General features: G+C 49.7%; 25 protein-coding genes. 12 read left to right on the top strand and 13 right to left on the bottom strand.

The window, feature by feature from the left end:
* Nucleotides 1–13: 13 nt before the first annotated feature.
* Complete coding sequence (locus LHL18_RS11905; RefSeq protein ID WP_226767247.1) at nt 14–538, top strand: phosphatase PAP2 family protein; 525 nt, start codon at nt 14–16, stop codon at nt 536–538.
* A gap of 79 nt (nt 539–617) precedes the next feature.
* On the top strand, nt 618–2,477 hold the full coding sequence (locus LHL18_RS11900) for a methyl-accepting chemotaxis protein (protein WP_226767246.1): 1,860 nt from the start codon (nt 618–620) through the stop codon (nt 2,475–2,477).
* Nucleotides 2,478–2,486: 9 nt separating this feature from the next.
* Here LHL18_RS11900 and LHL18_RS11895 read toward each other — a convergent pair whose 3' ends face one another.
* The 5 genes from LHL18_RS11895 to priA all read right to left on the bottom strand — a co-directional run bounded on the left by LHL18_RS11895 (nt 2,487) and on the right by priA (nt 7,629).
* Nucleotides 2,487–2,894 carry a gamma-butyrobetaine hydroxylase-like domain-containing protein gene (locus LHL18_RS11895; RefSeq protein WP_226767245.1) on the bottom strand — a complete coding sequence of 136 codons (408 nt, stop codon included), beginning with the start codon at nt 2,892–2,894 and terminating at the stop codon, nt 2,487–2,489.
* Nucleotides 2,894–4,228 carry an HslU--HslV peptidase ATPase subunit gene (gene hslU / locus LHL18_RS11890; RefSeq protein WP_134051903.1) on the bottom strand — a complete coding sequence of 445 codons (1,335 nt, stop codon included), beginning with the start codon at nt 4,226–4,228 and terminating at the stop codon, nt 2,894–2,896. Before hslU ends, LHL18_RS11895 begins: the two co-directional genes overlap by 1 nt.
* An 11-nt stretch (nt 4,229–4,239) precedes the next feature.
* Nucleotides 4,240–4,758, bottom strand: coding sequence for an ATP-dependent protease subunit HslV (gene hslV / locus LHL18_RS11885; RefSeq protein ID WP_134051901.1), 519 nt, complete (start codon nt 4,756–4,758; stop codon nt 4,240–4,242).
* 58 nt (nt 4,759–4,816) lie between these two features.
* Complete coding sequence (locus LHL18_RS11880) at nt 4,817–5,377, bottom strand: SPOR domain-containing protein (protein ID WP_134051899.1); 561 nt, start codon at nt 5,375–5,377, stop codon at nt 4,817–4,819.
* A gap of 77 nt (nt 5,378–5,454) precedes the next feature.
* Complete coding sequence (gene priA, locus LHL18_RS11875) at nt 5,455–7,629, bottom strand: primosomal protein N' (protein ID WP_226767244.1); 2,175 nt, start codon at nt 7,627–7,629, stop codon at nt 5,455–5,457.
* A gap of 206 nt (nt 7,630–7,835) precedes the next feature.
* Here priA and rpmE point away from each other — a divergent pair, with 206 nt between their 5' ends.
* Nucleotides 7,836–8,048, top strand: a complete 213-nt coding sequence (gene rpmE, locus LHL18_RS11870) for a 50S ribosomal protein L31 (RefSeq protein WP_008217865.1) — start codon at nt 7,836–7,838, stop codon at nt 8,046–8,048.
* 514 nt (nt 8,049–8,562) lie between these two features.
* Nucleotides 8,563–9,807: a malic enzyme-like NAD(P)-binding protein gene (locus tag LHL18_RS11865; protein WP_226767243.1), complete on the top strand. Its 1,245-nt coding sequence runs from the start codon at nt 8,563–8,565 to the stop codon at nt 9,805–9,807.
* Nucleotides 9,808–9,845: 38 nt separating this feature from the next.
* Here the strand turns inward: LHL18_RS11865 and LHL18_RS11860 are convergent, their stop codons facing one another.
* The 3 genes from LHL18_RS11860 to LHL18_RS11850 form a co-directional block, all read right to left on the bottom strand.
* On the bottom strand, nt 9,846–11,465 hold the full coding sequence (locus LHL18_RS11860; RefSeq protein ID WP_226767242.1) for a methyl-accepting chemotaxis protein: 1,620 nt from the start codon (nt 11,463–11,465) through the stop codon (nt 9,846–9,848).
* Nucleotides 11,466–11,609: 144 nt separating this feature from the next.
* Nucleotides 11,610–12,137, bottom strand: a complete 528-nt coding sequence (gene ppa / locus LHL18_RS11855) for an inorganic diphosphatase (protein WP_134051893.1) — start codon at nt 12,135–12,137, stop codon at nt 11,610–11,612.
* A gap of 72 nt (nt 12,138–12,209) precedes the next feature.
* Nucleotides 12,210–13,181: a class 1 fructose-bisphosphatase gene (locus LHL18_RS11850; protein WP_226767241.1), complete on the bottom strand. Its 972-nt coding sequence runs from the start codon at nt 13,179–13,181 to the stop codon at nt 12,210–12,212.
* Nucleotides 13,182–13,316: 135 nt separating this feature from the next.
* On the opposite strand from LHL18_RS11850, the gene mpl reads away from it, so the two are divergent.
* The 8 genes from mpl to LHL18_RS11810 all read left to right on the top strand — a co-directional run bounded on the left by mpl (nt 13,317) and on the right by LHL18_RS11810 (nt 20,720).
* Complete coding sequence (mpl, locus tag LHL18_RS11845) at nt 13,317–14,678, top strand: UDP-N-acetylmuramate:L-alanyl-gamma-D-glutamyl-meso-diaminopimelate ligase (protein ID WP_226767240.1); 1,362 nt, start codon at nt 13,317–13,319, stop codon at nt 14,676–14,678.
* On the top strand, nt 14,675–15,310 hold the full coding sequence (locus LHL18_RS11840; protein ID WP_226767239.1) for a flavin prenyltransferase UbiX: 636 nt from the start codon (nt 14,675–14,677) through the stop codon (nt 15,308–15,310). Before mpl ends, LHL18_RS11840 begins: the two co-directional genes overlap by 4 nt.
* A gap of 2 nt (nt 15,311–15,312) precedes the next feature.
* Nucleotides 15,313–16,239: an ABC transporter ATP-binding protein gene (locus tag LHL18_RS11835; protein ID WP_226767238.1), complete on the top strand. Its 927-nt coding sequence runs from the start codon at nt 15,313–15,315 to the stop codon at nt 16,237–16,239.
* Nucleotides 16,236–17,009 carry an ABC transporter permease gene (locus LHL18_RS11830; RefSeq protein WP_134051883.1) on the top strand — a complete coding sequence of 258 codons (774 nt, stop codon included), beginning with the start codon at nt 16,236–16,238 and terminating at the stop codon, nt 17,007–17,009. The genes LHL18_RS11835 and LHL18_RS11830 overlap by 4 nt, the downstream gene beginning before the upstream one ends.
* 128 nt (nt 17,010–17,137) lie before the next feature.
* Nucleotides 17,138–18,784 (top strand): pyridoxal-dependent aspartate 1-decarboxylase PanP, encoded by a 1,647-nt coding sequence (gene panP / locus LHL18_RS11825; RefSeq protein WP_226767237.1) that lies wholly within the window; start codon nt 17,138–17,140, stop codon nt 18,782–18,784.
* Nucleotides 18,785–18,788: 4 nt separating this feature from the next.
* Complete coding sequence (locus tag LHL18_RS11820) at nt 18,789–19,736, top strand: hypothetical protein (protein WP_226767236.1); 948 nt, start codon at nt 18,789–18,791, stop codon at nt 19,734–19,736.
* Between the two features lie 63 nt (nt 19,737–19,799).
* Entirely contained in the window at nt 19,800–20,438 is a 639-nt protein-coding gene (locus tag LHL18_RS11815; RefSeq protein ID WP_134051877.1) for a DUF2959 domain-containing protein, read from the top strand.
* A gap of 57 nt (nt 20,439–20,495) precedes the next feature.
* On the top strand, nt 20,496–20,720 hold the full coding sequence (locus LHL18_RS11810) for a hypothetical protein (RefSeq protein WP_226767235.1): 225 nt from the start codon (nt 20,496–20,498) through the stop codon (nt 20,718–20,720).
* Nucleotides 20,721–20,738: 18 nt separating this feature from the next.
* On the opposite strand, the gene LHL18_RS11805 is transcribed toward LHL18_RS11810, so the two are convergent.
* From LHL18_RS11805 to pcnB, 5 genes are all read right to left on the bottom strand, one after another.
* On the bottom strand, nt 20,739–20,915 hold the full coding sequence (locus LHL18_RS11805) for a hypothetical protein (protein ID WP_226767234.1): 177 nt from the start codon (nt 20,913–20,915) through the stop codon (nt 20,739–20,741).
* Between the two features lie 232 nt (nt 20,916–21,147).
* On the bottom strand, nt 21,148–21,990 hold the full coding sequence (gene panC, locus LHL18_RS11800) for a pantoate--beta-alanine ligase (protein WP_134051873.1): 843 nt from the start codon (nt 21,988–21,990) through the stop codon (nt 21,148–21,150).
* Nucleotides 21,991–21,995: 5 nt separating this feature from the next.
* Nucleotides 21,996–22,787: a 3-methyl-2-oxobutanoate hydroxymethyltransferase gene (gene panB, locus LHL18_RS11795; protein WP_226767233.1), complete on the bottom strand. Its 792-nt coding sequence runs from the start codon at nt 22,785–22,787 to the stop codon at nt 21,996–21,998.
* Between the two features lie 53 nt (nt 22,788–22,840).
* Entirely contained in the window at nt 22,841–23,341 is a 501-nt protein-coding gene (folK, locus tag LHL18_RS11790) for a 2-amino-4-hydroxy-6-hydroxymethyldihydropteridine diphosphokinase (RefSeq protein WP_226767232.1), read from the bottom strand.
* Entirely contained in the window at nt 23,341–24,801 is a 1,461-nt protein-coding gene (gene pcnB / locus LHL18_RS11785) for a polynucleotide adenylyltransferase PcnB (protein ID WP_226767231.1), read from the bottom strand. Before pcnB ends, folK begins: the two co-directional genes overlap by 1 nt.
* Nucleotides 24,802–24,895 lie beyond the last annotated feature (94 nt).

Below are 24,895 nucleotides of genomic sequence, written 5' to 3'. Positions count from 1 at the left end.
ACGGGGCTGGGCCATGTTACTAAAACGTCTTGAACAGTGGGATCAAGCGTCTTTCTGCCGGTTGTTTAACCGCAGCTCTTCGCGGTTTATGTTTACTACCAGTTACTGGCTGTCAAAAACGGCTGATGGGCCCTTGTATCTGCTATTGGCGGCAATGCTGCTGGTACTGGAAATAAATGCGGCTCCTTCTTTTGGCCAGTTGTTGTTATATAGCTTTGCGCTTGAACTACCGCTTTATCTGCTGTTGAAAAACGCTATTAAGCGTCCCCGACCTGCGGATGTACTCAGTGCTTTTATCCATGCGCATATTATTCCTTCTGATCGCTTCAGTTTACCATCGGGGCACACCGCGGGTGCTTTTGTCGTCGCGACGGCAGTCGCTATCTATTATCCTCTATTTTGGCCGCTGGCATTAAGCTGGGCACTGTGTATTGGCCTGTCCCGCATTATGCTGGGCGTTCACTTTCCACTGGATGTCATTGCCGGCGCGCTGCTGGGGACTCTGTGTACATTGTGTTCCTACATGTTATACATCTGAGATTTCTGTCGCAAAATTCCGAATTTTTATTTTGTAGTGCGCTATCCTCAAAAGAGTTGTTAACAAATGGGATTGCATTATGAGCCAGTTAAGGAAACTGTCGATAAAACAGCGGTTATTTATCAATGGTGGCGCTTTGGTTATCGCTATGGCGATAATGCTATTTATTCTGTTTTATCAGGGCGCTCAGCTAACCAGCCTGGCGAGAACGCAGCAATTGGTTGAGCAGGTAAGTGCTGACGTGCTGATGTTTCGCCGCCATGAGAAAGATTTTATGGCACGCACTGAGCTGAAATATCAGCAGCGCTTGAATGACCATTATCAGCTGATGCTGCAGCATACCGAAGAGCTGGATGCGTTATTGCAGCGTCATGGTATAGACCAGACACCACTGCACACTTTTTCGGGCTATACCTCAAGCTATCAACAAAAGTTCAATCAGCTGGTTGAGTCACAGCAGCGCCTGGGGCTGGATGCGCAGTCAGGTCTGATGGGAGAACTGCGCCAAACGGTGCAGCAGCTGGAAGAGCGGCTGGATCAACTAGGGCAGGACAACCTGACCATACTGGTGTTGCAGTTACGCCGGGCAGAGAAAGATTTTTTATTACGCAAAGATATGGCTTATGCAGAGCGGTTTAATGCGCTGTTTCCACAGCTTTTACTACAGACGGGCACAGATGCTGCCAGCAAAGCTCTGGCAGAGCGTTACAACCAGAGTTTCACTGAGCTGGTAAATGCGATGCGCCAGATGGGACTGAGCGAAACAGAAGGTGCCACCGGTGAGATGCGCGCCGCTATTCACAGCACTGAAACCAGCCTGAAGGAGCTGGAGCAGCAAACAACCAAGGCCATAAGCGACTCTGTCAGTTCTACTCAGCAGCTGGCACTGGCCATTTTTGTCATCGTACTTGCTACCGTGCTGCTGCTGGTGGCATTGACCAGTCGCAGTATTTTGCGCCCTGTGATGGAGGTATGCCAGGCAATTGGTCTGATCCGTGCCAACAATGATTTTCGCATGCGTGTTGCGGTGGCTGGCAATGACGAGATGACCACGCTGGCGGTAGATTTTAATGCCATGTTGGGTGATTTTCAGGATTTGATCAAAACGGTTAATCAGGCGCTGGAAATGCTCGACACCGCAACCAATGAGCTGGCGCGCTCTACCGCTGATACCAGCCGGGGCATGCAGCAGCAACAAAACGAAACTGATATGGTGGCAACGGCCGTTACTGAAATGGGCGCGACCATTAATGAAATTGCCGGCAATACTGAAATGACAGCAGCAAAAGCCGAAGCGACAAATCAAAATGCCCAGAGTGGCCGAGGCGAAGTGCAGCAGACGGTGCAGCGTATTAATGCTTTGTCAGACCGCTTACAAGAGGCGACGAATGTGGTGGCTGAGCTGGAGAAAGACAGTAAAACGATAGGCTCGGTGCTGGATGTGATCCGTGGCATTGCAGAACAAACTAACCTGTTGGCGCTAAATGCGGCGATAGAAGCGGCGCGTGCAGGCGAGCAAGGCAGAGGCTTTGCTGTGGTGGCTGATGAAGTCCGTAATCTGGCTATGCGCACTCAGGAATCAACCCGCCAGATCGAAGCCATAGTGCATGGTTTGCAGGGCCGTACGTCTAATATCGTGCAGGTAATTCAAGGCTGCAGGCAGGATGGCAGCGACAGTGCGCAGCAAGCCAATGTTGCCATGCAGCTGCTCAGTGAAATTACCCAGGACGTAACCAATATTATGGACATGACAACACAAATTGCTGCGGCAATTGAAGAGCAGAGCCATGTTGCGGCCGAGGTAAATAAAAACGTAGTGAAAATTCGTGATTTATCGGATGAAACCTATGGTCATGCACGGCACAATGCTGCCATCAGCGAAGAAGTTGCTCAGCAAGCGGCAAATCTGCATCAGTCAGTAGACCGGTTCCAGGCTTAAGAAATCGGCTTAAGGCTGAAATTTAACCGCGATAAGACTATCGCGGTTAGCGTTAGCGGCAGCGAGTTGTGCCAGATACTGTTGCCATAAGCTTTGTTGCTGCTTATGTAGCTGCTGCAAGTAATGCCAGCTGTAAATGCCGCTGTCGTGGCCATCGTCAAACACCAGTTTCACTGCATAATGCCCAACCGGCAATATCTTGCTGATAGCAACCTGCTTTTTATTGCTGACCAGTTTGGGCTTCCCATGGCCGCGTACTTCAGCCGACGGTGAGAACACACGCAGAAACTCCGCACTGAATACCGCCTTTTCGCCATCACTGAAAATTACATCCAGTTCATCGCGCTTACGGTGATAGTGCAGGGTACTGACTTTTACGTCAGTCCCAGCAGTGTTTACAGTGCGCAGTTCGGTCATTACAGAATAAACCGGCTTAAGTCGTCATCTTTAACCAGCGCGCCTAAATGCTTTTCCACATAGGCGGCATTGATTTCAATCTGCTCACCGGCATGGTCAGCTGCATCGTAAGATATTTCTTCCAGCAGTCTTTCCATCACGGTATACAGCCTGCGCGCGCCGATATTCTCGGTAGTTTCGTTAACCTGCCAGGCTGCTGCTGCCAGGCTTTTAATGCCATCCTCGCTAAAACTCAGATTAACGCCCTCTGTTGCCAGCATGGCTTTGGCTTGCTCAGTCAACGACGCTTTTGGCTCGGTCAGGATGCGTTCAAAATCCGCTGCACTTAGTGCTTCCAGTTCCACGCGGATTGGCAGACGGCCTTGCAACTCTGGCACCAAATCTGACGGTTTGCTCATCTGGAAGGCGCCGGAGGCAATAAACAGTATGTGGTCAGTTTTCACCATGCCATGTTTAGTGTTTACGGTGCAACCTTCAATCAGCGGCAGTAAATCACGCTGCACACCTTCGCGCGATACATCTGGGCCACTGGTTTCACCGCGTTTACAAATCTTGTCTATCTCATCCAGAAACACGATGCCGTTTTGCTCTACTGCTTCAAGTGCCTGGGCTTTTAGCTCTTCCGGGTTCACCAGTTTAGCGGCTTCTTCTTCGATCAGCTGCTTCATCGCATCTTTGATTTTCAGTTTGCGCTTTTTCTTTTTCTCGCTGCCAAGGCTTTGAAACATGCTTTGCAGCTGCGATGTCATTTCTTCCATCCCCGGCGGCGCCATAATTTCCACACCAATATTCGGCTGGGCTAAATCAAGTTCGATGTCTTTGTCGTCTAACTGCCCCTCGCGCAGTTTTTTGCGAAATACCTGGCGGGTACTGCTGTCTGATGCTGGTTTGTTATCTGCATCACCCCAGCCATCTTTGGCTGGCGGCAGTAATACATCGAGAATACGCTCTTCAGCGGCTTCTTCAGCGCGGAAGCGGTTTTTCTCAATTGCCTGCTCGCGGTACATTTTCACGGCGCTGTCAGCCAGGTCGCGGATAATACTCTCCACTTCTTTGCCGACATAACCTACTTCAGTGAATTTTGTCGCTTCGACTTTGATAAAAGGCGCATTCGCCAGTTTTGCCAGACGACGGGCTATCTCTGTTTTACCGACACCGGTAGGGCCTATCATCAGAATGTTTTTCGGTGTCACTTCCTGGCGCAATGCCGCGTCCAGTTGCATGCGGCGCCAGCGGTTACGCAGTGCAATGGCTACCGCGCGTTTGGCTTTGTTCTGACCGATAATATGCCGGTCCAGTTCATGTACAATTTCTCTTGGGGTCATATCAGACATAGGATACCTGCTTATAATTCTTCAATGGTCTGATGGTGATTGGTATAGACACAGATATCACCGGCGATAGTCAGACTCTTCTCAACGATGTCACGGGCGCTGAGGTCAGTGTTATTCAGTAAGGCGGTTGCAGCAGCTTGGGCATAAGGTCCGCCACTACCTATAGCAATGAGATCCTGCTCTGGCTGCACAACATCGCCATTACCGGTAATAATCAGTGAGGTATTGGCGTCAGCTACTGCGAGCAGAGCTTCGAGTTTGCGCAGCATGCGGTCGGTACGCCAATCCTTAGCCAGCTCAACGGCGGCGCGCATCAGATGGCCCTGATGTAGTTCTAATTTCGCTTCAAAACGCTCGAACAACGTAAATGCGTCAGCTGTGCCGCCCGCAAAGCCGGCAATCACTTTGTTGTTGTACAGACGGCGTACTTTACGGGCATTGCCCTTCATTACGGTATTACCCAGCGAAACCTGGCCATCACCGCCGATGGCGACATGGCCATCGCGGCGAACAGAAACAATAGTAGTCATGAATTAGCCCTGTGGCGTGATTAACTTAGGGCATAAGTGTGGCTGCGTCAGTGCGATTTCAAGACCAGTTCCAGATCCGGCAGGTATTAATATTTTGCTGACGCAGGCGGTTGTTATCGGCCGTTGCTTGTCGTTTCGACTCATACGGGCCCAAAACAACCCGGTACCAGACACCATTGCTACCTTCAGTACGACGGATTTGCGAAGCAAAACCGGCAAAGGCAATTTGGGCTTTCATCGTTTCAGCCTGCTGTTCTGCCCGGAATGACCCACACTGCATCTGATAGGGCCCACCTGATTTTTGCTCGGTCACTTCAACCTTCACCTCTTTGTTTTCCAGCTCTTTAATGTACTGGTAGGGCTCGGCTGTCGGTTTGGCGGGCAATTCATCCTTCTTCACGGTTTTTTCAGGTTTAGCGACGGGAGTGGGGGCAGCAGGTTGCTGATTTAAAAACCACAAAAAGTAAATAAAACCACTGATCAGCGCAAAAGTAACGATCAGCAACAGCCACGGCTTAGCCGGCGCTGGCGCAGCGGCTTTACGGCTGTTACGGGCATTACTGGCTCTGGCCGGTTTTGCTTTCGGCCGGCTGGCTCTGACATAGTCTTTCTGAGGCATAGATAGCGGGTACTGTTACTTCCTGATTGAGCGCTATTCTACAAGGTTAAGCAGAAAAAGAAACACAAGCCGCGGCGTCAGGTCAGATCTGTCGGGTCTACGTCGAGCTGCCATTTTACCTTGCGGCTAAGTGGCCAGCTGCTGACAAGGCGCAATATATGCTCTAAAGCCTGATGCATGCTGCTGCGGTTGGCGCTATATAATTGCAGCTGCCAGCGATATTTGCCCGCCCGCCGTTCCATTGGCGCAGGAATAGGGCCAAGCAATTGCACAGTGGCAACAGCGGCTATGCCGTCGGCAACCTGTTGTAACCATTGCTGGCACGGGTCAGTTTGATGTGCCTCTGCACTGAACATCGCCAGGTGCTGATACGGTGGTAAACAGGTTTGCTGCCGTTCCAACAGCGCACTGCGGGCAAAAGAAGCATAACCGTTATTGATAATATCCTGTAGTAATGCGTGTTCAGGATAATGCGTTTGCAGCAACACTGTACCCCCGCAGCTGCCACGGCCTGCACGACCTGCAACCTGAGTCAACAGCTGTGCCAGCTGTTCCGGCGCGCGAAAATCGCTGCTGTATAAGGCACCGTCTACGTCAACAATCACCACCAGGCTGACATTGGGGAAGTGATGCCCCTTAGCCAGCATTTGGGTACCGACTATCAACCTTGCACCGCTGCCGTGGATATCCTCCAGCGCCTGATGCAATGCTCCTTTACGCCTTGTACTATCCCGATCTAAGCGGGTAATAGCGACATCGGGAAAGAGCTGCTGTAGATTTTCTTCCAGCTGCTCTGTGCCCTGACCCAGGGGCTTGAGTTGGGTGCTGCCACAACCACCACACTGACGCGGTATGGCTTTACTGGCACCGCAGTGGTGGCACACCAGCTGGCGGCTTTGTTTGTGGTAGGTGGTAAAAGCGCTGCAGCGGTGGCACTCTGTCAACCAGCCGCATTCCTGGCAGCTGAGTGCTGGCGCAAAACCCCGCCGGTTTAAAAACAGCATTACCTGACTTCCCTGAGCAAGCTGCTGTTTAATTTTTGCCAGAGTCTGGCTGGCCAAACCAAACTGCAACACCTGCTGTTTCAAGTCGACCAGCTCAAACTGAGGCAAGGCTTGCCCGGCAGCGCGATCCGGCAGAGGTAAGTGGATAAAGCGTTTACTTAGCGCGTTATGCAGACTTTCAAGGCTTGGAGTGGCAGAGCCAAGCAGAATAGGGCAGTGATGCAGTGCCGCTCTTTTAATGGCTAAGTCACGGGCATGATAACGAAAGCCATCCTGCTGTTTAAGAGACTGATCATGTTCCTCATCAATGATAATCAGCCCCAGGCGCCAAAACGGCAAAAACAACGCAGATCGGGTGCCGATAATAATGGCGGCGGCACCGGTACTGGCCTGCAGCCAGCAATGTAAGCGCTCGCTATCTGTTAGCGCTGAATGCCAGCACAACACCGGTACATCAAAACGGGCTTGAAAGCGTGCCAGCGTTTGCGGCGTTAAGCCAATTTCAGGCACTATTACCAGCACCTGTTGTTGCTGACTTAGCAGGCTGGCAATACTCTGCAGGTACACTTCTGTTTTGCCAGAGCCGGTGACCCCTTCGAGCAGCAAACGTTCAAAGCGACCAAAGGCCTGGGTTACCGCAGTTACGGCCATGGCCTGCGCAGCGGTTAGCTTTAAGCCTTTAGCTGCTATTTGCGGGGCTGAAAACGGTTGTGGAGGGACTATTATCTCTTCAGCCAGTTGTTTGTCGATAAGTTGCTTTAACGTGGCGCGACTGTATTGTTGTAGTAAGGCCGATTCGGTCAGCTGATGGCGCAGCAATGTCTGCCATAATGCCAGTTGTTTCGCTGAGCGCTTTAATGTGCTGGCGTCAAGTTGTTTACCATTATCGGTCAGTTGATAAGCCTTTGGCTGATAATCCGCCAGGTTGCGGCCTTCGCGCAACAAGGCAGGCAAGGCACTTATCAGTACTTCGCCCAGTGGGTAATGATAATAATCGGCGGCGAAGCTAAGTAACTGGCACAGTAATGCCGGCAATACCGGGTCGGTATCAAGCACTGCAACCACCGGTTTTAGCTTATTGCTGTCAAAACTGTTGTTTGGGTCTAATTGCCAGACAATACCCACCAGTTTGCGGTTACCAAAAGGCACCAATACGCGGCAGCCAACCTGTACCTGCGCATTGGCCTCGATAAGATAGTCGAAATGTTGTCTCAGTGGCACCGGCAGGGCCACACGCACTACAGTCACAGCAGAATTCCAGTTAAAAGCAGTTTTCAAGTGTAAGGACAGGGTACAAAAATGCCAAGCAAAACAAAAAATATCAGCGTAAAGACAGAAGCTGTTGCAACTTAAGCGGCTATCAATTAAGCTACGCGCCCTAAATTAACTGTAATTACGTATGGTGTCTGGCAAATTGTTTGACCAGATAGCGATACGGCCTAACGAGGTAACCCATGAAACCAGGTATTCACCCAGAATATAAAGAAATTACGGCAACCTGTACTTGCGGTAATTCTTTCAAAACTAAATCTGCACTGTGCAAAGACATCCACCTGGACGTTTGCTCAGCTTGCCACCCGTTCTACACCGGTAAGCAGAAAGTGTTGGACGTAGGCGGCCGTGTAGATCGCTTCAAAAAACGTTTCTCTGTTCTGGGCAGCCGTTAATCGGTTTTGCCAGGTTCAGCAAAAAAGCACCCACGGGTGCTTTTTTTGTTTCTGTAGCTTGAGTGTTTTTTGTACAAATAGCCGTTATTTAGCGAAAAAATATTTTTATGAGTTTTCGTCTTCGACCTCCCCGTCATCAGGTTGCCTTCGTAATATACAATTTTAATTATATTTCATATGCTTATTGCCACTTATTTCCCAATAGCTCCATAACCAAGCTGAAGGCAGTACACAGTGAAAGGCATCTTTATGCGCATGTTTACGCATTGGTATGCAGTCACAGTGCTCATTTGTAATTTGGGTGGCCGGACGTCTCTTGGCTGCACAGTGTTTAGTTGTTATAACGAACAGGGTTACGACTAAAGTGTTATGGCATTTCAAGCAGACTTGCGCTGGTACGATCAGACTGATTCCGTTTCTCTTATCGGTTAGTGCTCATTAGAATAAGCCTCCTTTTGCGTAGCGACACCATAATAACAATACGCTTAGCCCTACAGACAGCAGGATAGAACCTATGGCAGATTTCAAACAACAGGCGCTGCGTTATCACGCAGAACCCACCCCCGGCAAAATCAGTATCGAGATCAGTAAGCCGGCAGAAACCGTAACCGACCTGGCGCTGGCGTATAGCCCGGGTGTTGCTGAGCCCGTGCGGGAAATTGCTGCCGATCTCGACAATGTCTACAAATACACAGCTAAGGGCAACCTGGTGGCGGTAATAAGCAATGGCACTGCTATTCTGGGGCTGGGTAATCTGGGGCCTATGGCGTCCAAACCCGTGATGGAAGGCAAGGCTTTACTGTTTAAACGTTTTGCCAATATTGACTCGATTGATATCGAAGTAACACATCGTTCAACAGAAGAGTTTATTAATACCGTTGCTAATATTGCTGATACTTTTGGTGGTATTAACCTGGAGGATATTAAAGCGCCAGAGTGCTTTGAGATTGAAAAAGAGCTGATTAAGCGCTGCAAAATACCGGTGTTTCATGATGATCAGCACGGTACAGCCATCGTGACAGCAGCAGGGATGTTAAATGCGCTGGAAATCCAGGGCAAAGACATCAGGCAAGCGATTATTGTGTGTATGGGGGCGGGCGCAGCAGCTATCGCCTGTATGGAACTACTGATTAAATGCGGCGCTCAGCGCGAGCATATCTACATGCTGGATACCAAAGGGGTGATCCATACCCGCCGTAACGACCTCAACCAGTATAAACAGCTGTTTGCCAACAATACCGATAAGCGCACGCTGGAAGATGCATTAACCGGGGCTGATGTATTTGTTGGTGTATCCGGGCCGGATGTATTGCCTCCTGAGGCATTACAACTAATGGCTGAAAAGCCGGTTATCTTTGCCTGTTCTAACCCCGATCCGGAAATTAAGCCGGAGCTGGCGCATGCAGCCCGTAATGACATCATTATGGCGACAGGCCGTTCAGACTACCCGAATCAGGTGAATAACGTGCTGTGCTTTCCGTTTATCTTCCGCGGTGCGTTGGACGTACGCGCCAGCGTAATTAATGATGAGATGAAACTGGCAGCAGTGCATGCCATCCGTGCTATTGCTAAAGAGCCGGTACCGCAGGAAGTGCTGACTGCCGCTAAAGTCGGTGAGCTGAGCTTTGGGAGCAGCTACATTATACCTAAACCGATGGATCCGAGGTTACTGCCAAGGGTTGCCCGTGCTGTGGCAGAAGCCGCAGTGGCTTCGGGGGTGGCGAAACTGAACGTACCGGATGGCTACTACGCAAGGTAAGCAATAAAAAGCCGGCATAAGCCGGCTTTTTCCTGTCATCAGACCCTGAACAGGCGGGTGATGTCTTCCAGATTATGTGCAAGTGTCGCCAGTTCACTGCTGGCTTTAGCGATATGGCCAGCACTCTGTGAGCTGTGCTCGGTATTTTTGAAGATCGCATCTACATGGCCGACGATGTCGCTGGCCATTTTCTGCTGGTCGTCTGTTGCGTCGGCAATTTGCTGATTCATCAGGCGGATTTGGGCAATGCTTTGTGTGATTAGCTGCAGTGCATCACCGGCCTGATTGGCCGATTGCACACTATTGCCGGCCTGGGCTGTACTTTGCTGCATTTTCTGTACTGACAGGCGTGCGGCCGATTGCAGCTGCTCAATCGTGCGCTGTATTTCTTCGGTCGACTTTTGTGTGCGTGATGCCAGGGTGCGCACTTCATCCGCCACCACCGCAAAGCCGCGGCCCTGTTCACCGGCACGGGCGGCTTCTATGGCGGCATTTAATGCCAGCAGGTTGGTTTGTTCAGCAATGCCTTTGATAACACTTAGCACAGTGCCGACCTGGTTGGCATCTTTTTCCAATTGGGTAATGACGTCAGATGCTTCTTGCACATTGCCAGCTAACTGCTGAATATTCTCTACCGTCAGAATAACCGTTTTCTGGCCCTGATCGGCAGCATCGCTGGACTGGTTTGCAGCAGCTGCAGCTTCGTTGGCGCTGGCTACCTCCGCGACAACGCTGGCGCTCATGTCATCTACCGCATGCTTAGCCTGGTTAGCCGCGCTGCGCTGATTAGATATTGTTTTATTGGTATCGTCAGTTAGCTGATGCAGATCTTTTGCCAGTTTTGATAATGGCACCGCAGTGTTAATGATGTCTTTGACCACGTGCTGTAGCTTTTGCATAAAGGTATTAAACCAGTGTGCCAGGTCGCCCAGCTCATCTTTACTGTTGGTATGAATGCGGGCCGTTAAATCGCCGTCTTCTTTTGCCAGGCTTTGCAGCGAACGTATCATGCTGCTGAGGCTGTTCTGAATACCGTGTGCGATTGGAAAAGCCGTACCAAACAGCACCAGTGTGGTAATAATGCCCATGACGATACCGACAGTAATCAGGGTGCCGGCCTGTTCACTGGCATCATCAATTGATGTGGTAAATTGGCTTAGCTTGGTATTGCTGAATCGGCTTAGTAAACGGGCAGTATTGTCATAGTCTGAGTTCATTGCTGCAGAGCGCTGCGCCAGTGTACTGAAGTCTGCAGTATTATTAATCATTTGCTCAGAAACGCTGTAAGCAGCCTGATAATAACTATCAAAACTCTGCTTTATGTTGTTAATGTCACTGGCGTAATCGTTGTTTAACCGGCTGATATTATTCAGCGCCTCGGTCAGTGAGCTGCGAAAGGTGGCAGCGCCGGCTAATGCCTCGCTGTCTCCGGTTGTTACGGCACTGGCCAGTGAGTCTTTTACCCGTTCAAGCAGTACCTGCGCATGCTGGGATGCCTGTAATACCGGAAACTGGATGTCACGGGTTTGTTCCAGCGTTTTAACGTTATTGAGCGCAGTTATGCTGGCGAGTATGAGATAGATAACGAAACTGAGAGTACCAATGACAGGGATTAAATAGATTTTTTTCGCGATAGACAGACGTCGTAACACATCCATACAGCATGCCTCTGTGAGTTTGAATAATTATTATGAGAGTATGTTTTTGCGCAGTATAGTGCTTTATTGACGTAAATGCTTGTAGTTGTTGGTGTTCAGACGCATAAAATGCAAAGGCCCGGTGAAGCCGGGCCTTTGGGGAAATTACTTTTTCGCACGCTCAAATGAGGTCATAATCTCGGCTTTAGCAGCTTCGGCATCGCCCCAGCCGTTTACTTTCACCCACTTGCCAGGTTCCAGCTCTTTATAGCGCTCGAAGAAATGCTGGATTTGCTTTTTCAGCAGTTCATCCACGTCGTTAATGTCTTTAACGTGGTCATACAACTTAGTCAGTTTGCTTACCGGTACGGCAATGACTTTAGCATCTTCACCTGACTCATCAGACATAAACAATACACCAACCGGGCGGCATTTGATTACTGCACCGGGTACCAGCGGGTATGGTGTTGGTACCAATACGTCTACCGGATCACCATCAAGCGATAATGTCTGGTTAACAAAGCCATAGTTACATGGATAGAACATTGGTGTTGCCATAAAACGGTCAACCCAGACGGTACCAGTGTCTTTATCCACTTCATATTTAATCGGGTCGGCATTGGCCGGAATTTCAATAATGACATTAATTTCTTCTGGCAGGTTCTTACCTGCGGCTACATCACTTAAGCTCATGGCCTGGTCCTTTAGTTCGTTAAAATCGCTTCGAAAAAGTGGCGCTTATTATAGCGCCGCAATTAAAAATGGCTATCGCTGATGATAGGCTACACAGCTTTCTACTTCATGTTTTGAGCCCAGAATGACGGCAATGCGCTGATGAATATCTACCGGCACAACCTCCATGATACGCTCGTACCCGGTTGAGCTTGCACCACCGGCCTGTTCTACCAGGAAGCTCATCGGGTTGGCTTCATACATTAGCCGCAGCTTATCCGGTTTGTTTGCATCTTTAGTATCTCGCGGGTAAGCAAAGATACCACCGCGGCATAATACACGGTGCACATCACCCACCATGGCGGCTATCCAGCGCATATTATAGTTTTTACCACGCGGACCATCTTTGCCCTGTAGTAAATCATTGATGTAGGCTTGCATCGGTGCCTGCCAGTAGCGTTGGTTTGACATATTAATGGCAAACTCGGCAGTGTATTTCGGTATGGTGGCTTGCTCTTCGGTTAACAGAAAACCACCATAGGTTTTATCCAACGTATAAATGCGGGTACCTTTGCCTGTAGTCAGCGCCAGCATAGTTGACGGGCCGTACAAAACGTAACCTGCCGCCAGTTGCGCTGTGCCCGGTTGCAAAAACATGCTGGCATCTGCAGCATCTTTGTCTGCCGGCGCCGGCAAAATAGAAAAAATGGTGCCGATTAAACTGTTGATGTCGGTGTTAGAGGAGCCATCCAGCGGGTCAAAGGTCACCAGGTACTTACCATTTGGATTACCGGCGACGGTGTCATCTTCTTCTTCTGAACTGATGGCTTTAACGACGCCGGTTTCCAGAATGACTTCTTTTAGCAGCTCATTGGCAATAATATCGAGTTTTTTCTGCGTTTCCCCTTGAATATTCTCGCCAAGGGTAGAACCTAATACACCAGCCAGTTCACCCTGACTTACGCGGAACGATATTTCCCGGCAAGCTGCCAGTATGGTTTTGATCAGAGCTATCAGGTCGCTGTCGACTCCATCCTGTTGTAGTACGGGCGAGATGCGGCGCATGTGAAGGTTCCTTATCTGTTGTTGTGTTAGCTGCAGAGGCGGCGTAGTTTAATGAATTTCTGTGTAAATTGCAGTTGTTACTGCCAACAAGTTCGCATTTGCTACAATGGCGGCAGTTAACTTTCAGGATTTGGTATGCATATTCATATTCTCGGTATTTGTGGCACCTTTATGGGTGGTATTGCGGCTATTGCCAAGGCATTGGGGCATAAGGTAACCGGCTCAGATGCAAACGTTTATCCGCCAATGAGCACCCAGCTTGAGCAACTGGGCATCGAGCTCACACAGGGCTGGGATCCGGCACAGCTGGAACCGGCCCCCGATCTGGTGATTATTGGCAATGCCTTATCGCGCGGTAATACCGCAGTAGAGCATGTGCTGAATACTAACCTGCGTTATACCTCAGGCCCGCAGTGGCTGGCCGAGCAAGTGTTGCATGACCGCTGGGTGCTGGCCGTATCAGGTACCCACGGCAAAACCACCACCAGTACTATGCTGGCCTGGATTTTAGATTATGCCGGGCTTAAGCCCGGCTTTCTGATCGGCGGTATCCCGCAAAATTTTGACTGTTCTGCCCGGCTTGGCGAGTCGCCTTTCTTTGTTATCGAAGCCGATGAATACGATACCGCATTCTTTGATAAACGCTCTAAGTTCGTGCACTACCGGCCACGTACGCTGGTGATCAATAATCTGGAATACGATCATGCAGATATATTCCCTGATTTAGCGGCGATACAGCGTCAGTTTCATCATTTACTGCGGATGGTGCCGGCAAATGGTTTGGTGTTGGCACCGGAAGATACACCGGCGATAAAGCAGACACTGGATATGGGCTGCTGGAGCGAACGGCAAAGCTATGGTAGCGCCTGGACTGCAGAGCTTTTACAGACAGATGGCAGCCAGTTTGCTTTGTATTATCAGCAGGAAAAACTCGGTGAACTTAGCTGGCAATTAAACGGCCAGCACAATGTTGATAACGCAGTGATGGCTATTGCCGCGGCGAGGCATGCCGGTGTTCCGGTAACGATTGCACTGGAAGCCCTGGCGCGTTTTGTTGCGCCGAAACGGCGGATGGAGCTAAAGGCAGATATCGCAGATATCAGGGTATACGACGATTTTGCCCATCATCCAACGGCAATCAGCACCACTTTACAGGGCATTCGCAATAAAGTGGGTGGCAAGCGTGTGCTGGCAGTGCTTGAACCACGGTCTAACACTATGCGTATGGGTGTGCATCAGGCGGCGTTGCCGTTGGCGCTGGCGTTGGCTGACCAGGTCTATTTGTATGAGCCAGCCAATGCGAACTGGTCGTTAGATGCGTTAGCCAGATCGTTAGCGCCAAAAGCCAGTTTAAGCCGTGACATTGATGCTCTGGTGCAACTGCTGGCCGACCAAGCCATGCCCGGAGACAGCATAGTGATCATGAGCAACGGTGGCTTTGGTGGTATTCACGACAAGCTTATCAAGGCACTGACAGCGAAATGGGAGCACAAATGAGCACCGAAAAACAGATCACGCTGGCATTTAGCGGTGCCTCTGGCGCGCCTTATGGCTGGCGTTTGCTGGAGCTGCTGCTGGCGCACGGCATAAAAGTGCATTTGCTTATCTCCAGTGCTGCCCGCGTGGTATTTGCTACTGAGCACAATATTAAGCTACCGGCCGCGCCGGAAAAATGTACTGAATACCTGCAGCAGTATTTTGGCTGCGATAAGGCACTGCTAAAGGTTTATGGCAAGGATGACTGGTTTTCACCGGTGGCGTCGGGTTCTGCCGCTCCGCGCCAGATGGTGGTGTGCCCCTGTTCAACCGGTACTGTATCAGCCATTGCCACAGGTGCAAGCGACAATTTAATTGAGCGTGCGGCAGATGTGGTAATAAAAGAAAAAGGCCAGTTAATACTGGTACCGCGGGAAAGCCCGCTTAGCGCCATCCATCTGGAAAACATGCTGGCGTTGGCCCGGCTTGGTGTCACCATTATGCCGGCTGCACCGGGGTTTTATCATCAGCCACAGCAAATCAGTGATTTAGTCGATTTTATGGTGGCGCGTATTTTAGATCATTTACAGGTGCCGCATCAGTTACTTAACCGCTGGGGTTACAGCGGCGAAACAACACAGACAGGAGAGTAACATTGAGTTTAGCCTTGGATATTACCGGCCTGCATAAGGTGTATAAAAGCGGAACAGTTGCGCTTAGTGGTATAGATTTACAGGTCAGGCAGGGCGATTTCTTTGCGTTGCTGGGGCCGAACGGCGCCGGTAAAAGTACCACTATTGGCGTGATCAGCTCTTTGGTCAATAAAACCCGCGGCAAAGTCAGCGTGTTCGGCTTCGATATCGACAGCCAGCTGGAGCAAGCCAAAAGTCAACTCGGGCTGGTACCGCAAGAGTTTAACTTTAATCAGTTTGAGACGGTGCTGCAGATAGTGGTGAATCAGGCGGGTTACTATGGCGTACCGAAGAAAATAGCCATTGAGCGGGCAGAAAAGTACCTCGGTCAGCTTGGACTGTGGGAGAAGCGTCATGCCCGTGCCCGTGAGCTCTCCGGCGGCATGAAACGCCGACTTATGATCGCCAGAGCTTTAATGCATGAACCTAAGCTGCTGATCCTCGACGAGCCTACCGCAGGCGTAGATATTGAGCTTCGCCGCTCGATGTGGGAATTTTTGCGCACCATCAATCAGCAGGGCGTAACGATTATTCTGACAACGCATTATCTGGAAGAAGCTGAAATGCTGTGTCGCAATATCGCTATTATCGACAAAGGTCAGATTATTGAAAACACCACAATGAAGGCATTACTGGCCAAGCTGACGGTAGAGACCTTTGTGCTGGATTTAGCCGATGTGCCAGCAAATCTGTGTTTAGATGAGTTCAACTGGCGCGCATTGGATGACCATAGTATTGAAGTGGATGTGCAGAAAAGTCAGGGCTTAAACCCCATTTTTAGCCAACTTAGTGAGCAGGGTATAAAGGTGTTATCAATGCGCAACAAAGCGAACCGGCTGGAAGAATTATTTGTCACCCTGGTTGAACATGGCCGCGGAGGTGCAAAATGATTAAAGCCAATTACATGGTAGCGCTAAAAAGTATTCTCGATAAAGAAACCAACCGTTTCTTGAGGATCTGGGTGCAAACCCTGGTGCCACCTGCTATTACCATGACACTGTACTTTGTGATTTTCGGCAGCCTTATTGGTTCACGTATCGGTGATATGGGTGGCTTTACTTACATGGAGTTCATTGTTCCCGGCCTGATTATGATGTCGGTGATTACCAATTCCTATGCTAACGTGGCATCATCCTTTTTCAGCGCTAAATTTCAGCGTAACGTCGAAGAGCTGCTGGTGGCACCGGTACCCAATTACATTATTGTGCTGGGTTTTGTCGGCGGTGGTATGGCTCGCGGCATGCTGGTAGGGCTTATCGTTACGATACTGTCGCTGTTCTTCGTCACTATTCAGATCCATAATCTGGCGGTGATAGTGATTACCGTCACGCTGACGTCCATGTTGTTTGCACTGGGAGGCCTGATTAATGCCGTTTACGCCAAGACCTTTGACGATATCAGTATTATTCCGACCTTCGTGCTGACCCCTCTGACTTACCTCGGTGGCGTGTTTTACTCATTAACACTGTTGCCGGGCTTTTGGCAGCATGTTGCCGCGCTAAACCCGGTTGTATATATGGTCAATGCGTTCCGCTATGGCTTTCTGGGGGTATCGGATGTCAGCCTGACATTGGCTCTTACTGTCGTTGTCGGCTTTATCATTGTGCTGTTCAGCTTTGCTCTGTACTTAATAAACCGCGGTATAGGTTTACGTAGCTAGCCAGAGCCGCTGAGGGTGCACTTGCAGAGCTATTTTTTTGCAGACATTTTTCGGCGCTTGCAGTAAAGTGAGCGCCTTTTCCCGACCGTTTTAGTAACTGCTAAATCAGTTTGCAGAGTAATAACAGCATGACAGAATCGAGTAAAAGACAGGCAATCGCATCAGAAGAAGCGCTATGGCGTATCTTTACTGTACCTGAAGCACCTGATTCTACGCTGAGTATCATCGAACAGAATTTATCGCAGAATCTGGCTGGTTTTCTGCGCGAAAGTATTGTTGCAGTAGAAAAGCCGCTATGGCAGATCGAACGCGATTTTCAGGCGCATCAGATCCCGCAAATGCCAAACTTTGTATCAGATTATGCCGAAAGCCTGATGCAAAAGCTGGTAGCGCATTCGGTACATACTGCTGCACCAAGTTTTATTGGCCATATGACATCCGCGCTGCCTTATTTTGTACTGTCGCTGTCGAAGATGATGGTGGGGCTTAACCAGAATCTGGTAAAGATTGAAACCTCAAAAGCCTTTACGCCAATGGAGCGCCAGGTGCTGGGGATGATGCACCATCTGGTGTATGGCGAGGGCGAAGGCTTTTATAAAAAGTGGATGCATAGCGCCAATCATTCGCTGGGCGCATTTTGCTCTGGCGGCACCATCGCTAATATTACTGCGCTGTGGATAGCGCGTAACCGCCTGTTAAAAGCCGATGGCGACTTTAAAGGTATTGCCCGCGAAGGCTTGTTTAAAGCCATGAAACATTACGGTTATGATGGCCTGGCGATTTTAGTGTCAGAGCGTGGCCATTACTCGCTGGGTAAAGCGGCAGATGTGCTCGGTATTGGCCGTGAGTCGCTGATCGCGGTAAAGACTGACGCCAATAACAAAATTGACACTGCGCTGCTGGCGGAAAAAATGGCTGAGCTTAAAGCGGCGAATATCCGCGTGCTGGGCATTGTCGGCGTGGCGGGTACTACCGAAACCGGTAATGTTGACCCTTTACATCAACTGGCCGACTTAGCTGAACAGTATCAGTGTCATTTCCACGTCGATGCCGCCTGGGGCGGTGCGACCTTATTGTCGGAAAAGTACCGTCACCTGCTAAGTGGTATAGAGCGTGCCGACTCCGTCACTATTGATGCTCACAAACAAATGTATGTGCCGATGGGCGCGGGGATGGTGGTATTTAAACACCCATCAGCAGCGCATGTAATTGAACACCACGCCGAGTACATTCTGCGTAAAGGTTCAAAAGATTTAGGCAGCCAGACGCTGGAGGGATCACGCCCGGGTATGGCAATGCTGGTGCACGCCTGTTTACAGGTTATCGGCCGTGACGGCTATGAAATACTGATTAACCGTAGCCTGGAAAAAGCCCGCTATTTTGCCACGCTAATCGCCCACAATATCGATTTTGAACTTATCACTGAACCAGAGCTGTGTTTACTGACATACCGCTACGTGCCAGCTCAGGTGCAAAAAGCGATGGCGGGTGCTGATGCTGAGCAACTGCAGCGTTTTAACGAATTGCTAAATGGCCTGACCAAGTTTATCCAGAAACGCCAGCGCGAAGAGGGTAAATCTTTCGTGTCCCGTACCCGTCTGACACCCGCACGTTACAACCGGCAGGAAACGATAGTATTCAGAGTCGTACTTGCTAACCCGCTGACAACAGAGCAAATTCTGCACGATGTGTTGGTTGAGCAAGACCAGATAGCGCAACTGGACAAAGAGTTTTACCCCAAGTTGCTGCAACTGGCTAAAGAGCTGGCGGCGTAAGGCTATGATAAGCAGGGCATGGCTGTTTACTGTTGCGGTTGTGCTCAGTGTGGCTGTGTCGGGCTGGTTTTGGCATGACAATTCCTCGCCGGCTGATTCAATTGCGGACACAGGCAAAGGCACCGTCACGCCCACCATTGAGATTGCTGAAAACAGCAAGACGCCGATTAAGCCGGTCACAGAAGGACCGACTATGGCAAGCGACATATCATCTGACTCTGCGCAACAGTCTGTGCAAGTGGAATGCGACGACATTCAACAGCAGATAAACACGCACCCGGCAGCAGAAGAGTTTCGGCAGTTTAACCAGAGTTTATCGTCCGAGTTAATTGACAGTTACTACGAGCAGCTGAATATGGATGAGCTTTTGGCAGAAGCCCAGACAGCGAATGTATCGGCCATGCGGATGTTGTCTGAAAAGTATCTTCGGTATGCTCAATTTCAGAGTTATAGCAAACCTGATAAAAGTCTTTTTGATGAAAGACTTAAAGACAGATCGGCACTGGCCCAGTCGCGTTATTGGAATGAGCAGGCCGGGTTACATGGTTACGTAGGTGCTTTTTTTGGCTTTGCTTTCACCTATAGCATTGAAATTTCTGAATTAACACAGCAGCTAAATGAATCACCCGAACTTGCAAACGAGCTGGCTGTACAGATAAGGGATTTGGAATATCAGTTGGCGGCTTATATGCAGTTAGCTTTTGATGTGATGCCGCAGTTAACCGATATACTGTTGCCGCTGGAAATGAAAATAAAGCATTTTCAGGCCGGAGGCGCCAGCGGTCTGCCATTTGAGCCGCAGGAATATGAGCAGATATACCGGGATCTTTATGCGCAGTGGCAGTATAAACGCGCACAGCTTGGCTTACCTCCTCAGTTTGGATTTTCATTGACCCCGGGTGTCAGGCAATTAATGGCGTTGGAAAAACAGTTGTACAGCTGCCAGCGTTAGTTTGTTCTGAGCTAACTAACAGGCTATTATCCAACCACACTGTTACAACAGCGGACTGTTTTTATGCGTAATTTATTGTTTACCCTGCCTTTACTGTTGGTGCTCGCCGGCTGTCAAAGTGCTTACTATTCGGCAATGGAGAAAGTTGGCGTACATAAACGTGACATTCTGGTTGACCGGGTAGAAGAAGCCCAGCAATCGCAACAGGATGCCCAGCAGCAGTTTAAATCGGCACTGGAACAATTCAGCAGCCTGATCAAGTTTGACGGCGGTGATTTACAGCGTATGTACGAAGCGACTGATAGCGAATATCAGGCTTGCAGCAAAGCCGCAGAAGATGTGAGTGCCCGCATTGACAGCATTGAGGCAGTGGCTGATGCGCTGTTTGATGAGTGGCAGGACGAGTTGGAGCAATACAGTAATGCTAAGTTAAAGCAAGACAGCGCCAAAAAGCTTGCCGAAACCAAACGGCAATATGCCAGTTTGCTGAAAACGATGCGCCGGGCAGAGCAGACTATGCAACCTGTGTTGTCATCACTTAAAGATAATGCTCTGTATTTAAAACATAACCTTAATGCCAAAGCGATAGGGGCGTTAAAAGGGGAGTTTAATTCCGTGCAGAAAGACATTAACCTTCTGATCGCTGAAATGAATAAAGCGATTGCACAGTCAGAGCAGTTTGTTGCAACGTTAAAGCAGTAAATAAAGCGCTTAAAATATTGAAAATTAATTCTAAGAAATATTAATGGAGGAAAGCTTATGGCAGGTCAGGGCTCAGGGGGCAATGTTATTGCCGCGCTATGTAATGTATTTATTCCGGGGTTAGGACAACTGGTACAGGGCCGTATACTGGCTGCTATCCTGTTTTTTGTAGTCTGTGCAGCAGGTTATGCGTTGTGGTTTCTGGTGGTACCGGCGATCGTTGCCGCTATCGCACACTTATGGGCCATTATTGACGCGGCAAAATTCAGAGCCACCTTATAACAGATGGCTTTTATCATCCTACAGCGCTGTTGTCTCTGCGGTTAAGGCCGCTGACAGCGCTTGCTGAGCTGCCAACTCGTCCTGTGACAATGCGGTGTGCTCGGTGCTGTGATGATTTAGTTTCTGCAAAAACTCATTCGCCAGCACCAGGTTAGCGCTCAACAATAATAGTGTGGTTAATACTACTTTTTTCATTAGTCAGCCTCCTGCAAAACGCAGTCTCATTGCACTGGTAATACCGTTAGCAGTAGTTGTGCCAAAAATAATAAGTTATAAATATCAATAAGTTGGTGTGTTCTTGAGGATGACGCAGCGTCTCGGTAGGCTGGCTGCTGTCGCTAATTAGCGTCACTTAGCGACAGATATTTAAGAATGTTATTTAGATCAAAAGCTTAGGCTGTCACTGTTTAGCGACAACCTAAGTTGTTTAAACCTCAAGGTTGTCTATCAGACGGGTTGTTCCCAGCCAGGCAGCCGCCAGAATGACTTTTTCCTGCTCTGCTGACGTTGCCAGCGTTAAATCATGTCGGTCTGAAATATCTATATAGTCTGGTGTAAAGCCAGCCTGTGTCAGTTGCTGTCTGACCTCAAGTTCCAGCGCACGGTAATCGTGATTACCGGCCAGAATGGTGTTATGTAGCTGTTGCAACAATTGATATAGCTTCGGTGCAATCGCACGTTGTTCAGCGTTTAAATAACCATTGCGTGAACTCAGCGCCAGACCGTCACTGGCACGCTCTGTTGGCACGCCGATAATATCAATAGGTAGTGACAAATCCGTCACCATCTGGCGGATAATGGCCAGTTGTTGATAGTCTTTCTGGCCAAAACAGGCAACATCAGGCTGTACCAGATTAAACAGTTTACAAACAATCGTCGACACGCCTCTGAAGTGGCCGGCCCGGCTGGCGCCACAATGCAGATCGCCAAGTTTGGGTACCTCAACAAAGGTTTGATTGTCCAGACCGCGTGGATACATCATTTCGGGTGTCGGAGTAAACACGGCGTCTGCACCATGTTGCTTCAAACCGGCGCAGTCGGCTTCCAGCGTGCGTGGGTAGCTGGCTAAATCTTCGTTCTTGCCAAACTGCATCGGGTTGACAAAAATACTGACTATCACTTTGTCGGCGCGTGTTTTAGCTACATCGACCAGTTGCAGGTGACCATTGTGCAAGTTTCCCATAGTAGGCACAAAGGCAATGCTCTGGCCGTTTTGACGCCAGCTGCTAATTTGCTGGCGAAGTGTGTCGATACTGGAAATTAAGTTCATCGGTATTAAAAACTATGTTCGTTAGCAGGGAAAGTCCGGCTTTTTACTTCGCTGACATAGGCTGCAATGGCACTTCTGATCTCGCCGGTTTGCGCCAGATAGTTCTTCGAGAACTTAGGAATGTAGCCGCTGCTGATGCCAAGCAAATCGTGCATCACCAGTACCTGACCATCAGTGACGTTGCCGGCGCCGATACCAATCACAGGTATGTACAAGGCCTCGGTAATACGTTTAGCCAATGCAGTTGGAATGCACTCAAGAACCAGCAGCTGGGCGCCGGCCTCTTGCAGGGCTTTTGCCTGCGCTACCATAGCATCGGCAGCTGCGTCAGTTTTACCCTGTACTTTATAACCACCAAAAACATGCACTGACTGTGGTGTCAGCCCCAGGTGACCGCATACCGGTACGCCACGTTCTGTCAGGGCCTTTACTGTGGGCAGCAGAAAATCTCCGCCTTCCAATTTCACCATGTTGGCACCGGCCTGCATCAAAGGTACAACATTCTGCAATGCCTGCTCCAGCGTGCCGTAACTCATAAACGGCATATCGGCAATCACAAAGGCATCCGGTGCACCTGCGCGAACTGCACGGGTATGGTAGGCGATATCGCTGACGGTTACCGGTAACGTATCGTCATGCCCTTGTAGCACCATGCCAAGAGAATCGCCGATTAATAAAACTTCAACGCCTTGCTCGGCAAATAATTTAGCGAAACTGGCATCATAAGCTGTCAGCATGCTGATTTTATTACCTTGTTGTTTCATTTTCTGTAATACGGCGGTGGTGATCTTAGCCATTTTAATCTCATCTGACCATTAACGCAGGTGGCGCAAGATGGCACAAAGTGCTCTCAGCTGCAACTGCTTGGAAGTTTTTGCAAGCCGTTTAACGGAACTTGCGCAAGTAAAGAAGATAGTACAGTACCATCGGGCAACTGAAGTTGTGGTGCAATTTCATAAAGCGGATACAGCACAAATTCGCGCTGATGCAAGCCGTAGTGAGGCACGGTTAACCGAGAGCTGTTAATTACCAAGGTGCCGTACAGCAGAATGTCTAAATCCAGCGTGCGTGGGCCCCAGCGCTCAGCTTTACGCTGACGGCCGTGCAGTTGCTCTATCTGCTGCAGCGCATCTAACAAAGCTTCGGCTTCAAGCGTGGTATCCAATGCGGCAACCGCGTTAACATAGTCTGGCTGATCCTGCGGCCCCATCGGTTTAGAACCGTATAAGGAAGATACTGCTATCAACTCAGAGCACGGTAGCTGCTGCAGCGCCTCAATAGCCTGCTGCAGTTGTTGTACCGGTTGGTTCAGGTTGGCCCCCAGGCCAATATAGACTCGCGCTTTAGTCATTATTCTGCCGTGCGTTTACGTTTATAGCTGCGCCGGCGCCGTGGGCCTTTGTCTACACCTTCTTTGCCTAGCTGGCTAATCAGCGCCAGGCGGCCGCTTTCATCAGCAAACTGAAAGCGTTCCCACCATACAGCCAGCTCGGTTAAACTGTTGTCGTCAGTTTGGGCCTGAGCGCGTAGCTGCAGGAAATCGAAGGCACCGCGAAACTTTGGCTGCTCTAAAAGTTTAAACGCCCGGCGGCCGGCGCGCTTAGTCAGGCGGCTTTGTAAGGCCCAGATGTCACGCATTGACAGCGTAAAACGCTTAGGAATGGCAATAGTGCGGGTAACGTCATCCAGCACCTCTGTCATTGCAATGTTCATCGCATCTATTTCACTTAACCCATCAGTCACCAGTGCCTGACTGCGAAGCTCTACCGGATACCACAGCAAAGCCGCAAAGATAAACGCCGGAGTTACCGGTTTATCTGCATCAACTCTGGCGTCGGTATCCTGCAGGGCTTTGGTTGCCAGCTGAAACGCTTTACCTTCGGGTTCTTGTTTTAACAGCTTATCCAGTTGCGGCAGTAATTGCTTTAATACGCGCATGTCGCGCATCAGCATAAAATTATCAAAGGCTTTACCGGCAAGCAGCAGTTTCACCAGCTCATCAAATAGCCTGGGCGCCGGGATATTTTTCAACAGCACCGCCAGCTGTGGTATTGGCGCTGCAGTAGGCGGGGCTATATGCATATTCAGCTTGGTGGCAAAACGGATAGCACGTAAAATTCGCACCGGATCTTCACGGTAACGAGTTTCCGGATCGCCAATCAGTTCTATTTTGCGCTCAGCTATTGCCTGGGTGCCGTTGGCAAAATCGTATACGGCAAAGTCATTCACTGAGTAATACAGCGCGTTAATGGTAAAGTCACGCCGCTCTGCGTCTTCTTCAATGGTGCCGTATACGTTGTCGCGTAAAATCTGACCGTGGTCACTTAAGCTGGCTGTTTTTAGCTTAGGTGCGGTATCGGCTTCGTCATCGGCACCGCTGTGGTGGCCGCGAAAGGTGGCGACTTCTATAATCTCACGGCCAAACACCACGTGAGCCAGGCGAAAGCGACGGCCAATCAGCCGACAATTACGAAATACCTGCTTTACCTGTTCCGGGTGGGCATTAGTGACCACATCGAAATCTTTAGGCTTAATACCAAGCAATAAGTCACGGATACAGCCACCAACCAGATAAGCATCAAAACCGGCATCTTTGAGGCGATACAGAACTTTCAATGCATTTGGGCTGATGTCTTTGCGCGAAATAGCATGCTGGTCGCGGCTTAAACGCTGTACAGCAGGTAGCAAACTGGCAGATGGGGCCTGACGTGGCGCACGCTGAACTTTGCCAGCAACAGCATTCTGATGAGGCTTTACAGTTTTAGCTGTTTTGGCCTTACCGCCAAAGGTGCGGCGGCAAAAATCTAACACTCGCGAAATAATGATAATTCTCCTGCACAATGCTGCTAGGTGCAGCACAAAAAAAACGGCTAATAATACCGCAGCTGCATTTAAAAAAGAATGA

It is taken from the genome of Rheinheimera aquimaris (genome assembly GCF_020531985.1).
GTDB classification, from domain to species: domain Bacteria; phylum Pseudomonadota; class Gammaproteobacteria; order Enterobacterales; family Alteromonadaceae; genus Alishewanella; species Alishewanella aquimaris.
This window is presented reverse-complemented; position numbering and strand designations above follow the sequence as displayed.

Bases quoted from the DNA above. Each gene is read 5' to 3' on its own strand.
- LHL18_RS11905 (WP_226767247.1), top strand. From the start codon at position 14: ATGTTACTAAAACGTCTTGAACAGTGGGATCAAGCGTCTTTCTGCCGG.
- LHL18_RS11900 (WP_226767246.1), top strand. From the start codon at position 618: ATGAGCCAGTTAAGGAAACTGTCGATAAAACAGCGGTTATTTATCAAT.
- LHL18_RS11895 (WP_226767245.1), bottom strand. From the start codon at position 2,894: ATGACCGAACTGCGCACTGTAAACACTGCTGGGACTGACGTAAAAGTC.
- hslU (WP_134051903.1), bottom strand. From the start codon at position 4,228: ATGTCTGATATGACCCCAAGAGAAATTGTACATGAACTGGACCGGCAT.
- hslV (WP_134051901.1), bottom strand. From the start codon at position 4,758: ATGACTACTATTGTTTCTGTTCGCCGCGATGGCCATGTCGCCATCGGC.
- LHL18_RS11880 (WP_134051899.1), bottom strand. From the start codon at position 5,377: ATGCCTCAGAAAGACTATGTCAGAGCCAGCCGGCCGAAAGCAAAACCG.
- rpmE (WP_008217865.1), top strand. From the start codon at position 7,836: ATGAAACCAGGTATTCACCCAGAATATAAAGAAATTACGGCAACCTGT.
- LHL18_RS11865 (WP_226767243.1), top strand. From the start codon at position 8,563: ATGGCAGATTTCAAACAACAGGCGCTGCGTTATCACGCAGAACCCACC.
- LHL18_RS11860 (WP_226767242.1), bottom strand. From the start codon at position 11,465: ATGGATGTGTTACGACGTCTGTCTATCGCGAAAAAAATCTATTTAATC.
- ppa (WP_134051893.1), bottom strand. From the start codon at position 12,137: ATGAGCTTAAGTGATGTAGCCGCAGGTAAGAACCTGCCAGAAGAAATT.
- LHL18_RS11850 (WP_226767241.1), bottom strand. From the start codon at position 13,181: ATGCGCCGCATCTCGCCCGTACTACAACAGGATGGAGTCGACAGCGAC.
- mpl (WP_226767240.1), top strand. From the start codon at position 13,317: ATGCATATTCATATTCTCGGTATTTGTGGCACCTTTATGGGTGGTATT.
- LHL18_RS11840 (WP_226767239.1), top strand. From the start codon at position 14,675: ATGAGCACCGAAAAACAGATCACGCTGGCATTTAGCGGTGCCTCTGGC.
- LHL18_RS11830 (WP_134051883.1), top strand. From the start codon at position 16,236: ATGATTAAAGCCAATTACATGGTAGCGCTAAAAAGTATTCTCGATAAA.
- panP (WP_226767237.1), top strand. From the start codon at position 17,138: ATGACAGAATCGAGTAAAAGACAGGCAATCGCATCAGAAGAAGCGCTA.
- LHL18_RS11820 (WP_226767236.1), top strand. From the start codon at position 18,789: ATGATAAGCAGGGCATGGCTGTTTACTGTTGCGGTTGTGCTCAGTGTG.
- LHL18_RS11815 (WP_134051877.1), top strand. From the start codon at position 19,800: ATGCGTAATTTATTGTTTACCCTGCCTTTACTGTTGGTGCTCGCCGGC.
- LHL18_RS11810 (WP_226767235.1), top strand. From the start codon at position 20,496: ATGGCAGGTCAGGGCTCAGGGGGCAATGTTATTGCCGCGCTATGTAAT.
- LHL18_RS11805 (WP_226767234.1), bottom strand. From the start codon at position 20,915: ATGAAAAAAGTAGTATTAACCACACTATTATTGTTGAGCGCTAACCTG.
- panC (WP_134051873.1), bottom strand. From the start codon at position 21,990: ATGAACTTAATTTCCAGTATCGACACACTTCGCCAGCAAATTAGCAGC.
- panB (WP_226767233.1), bottom strand. From the start codon at position 22,787: ATGGCTAAGATCACCACCGCCGTATTACAGAAAATGAAACAACAAGGT.
- folK (WP_226767232.1), bottom strand. From the start codon at position 23,341: ATGACTAAAGCGCGAGTCTATATTGGCCTGGGGGCCAACCTGAACCAA.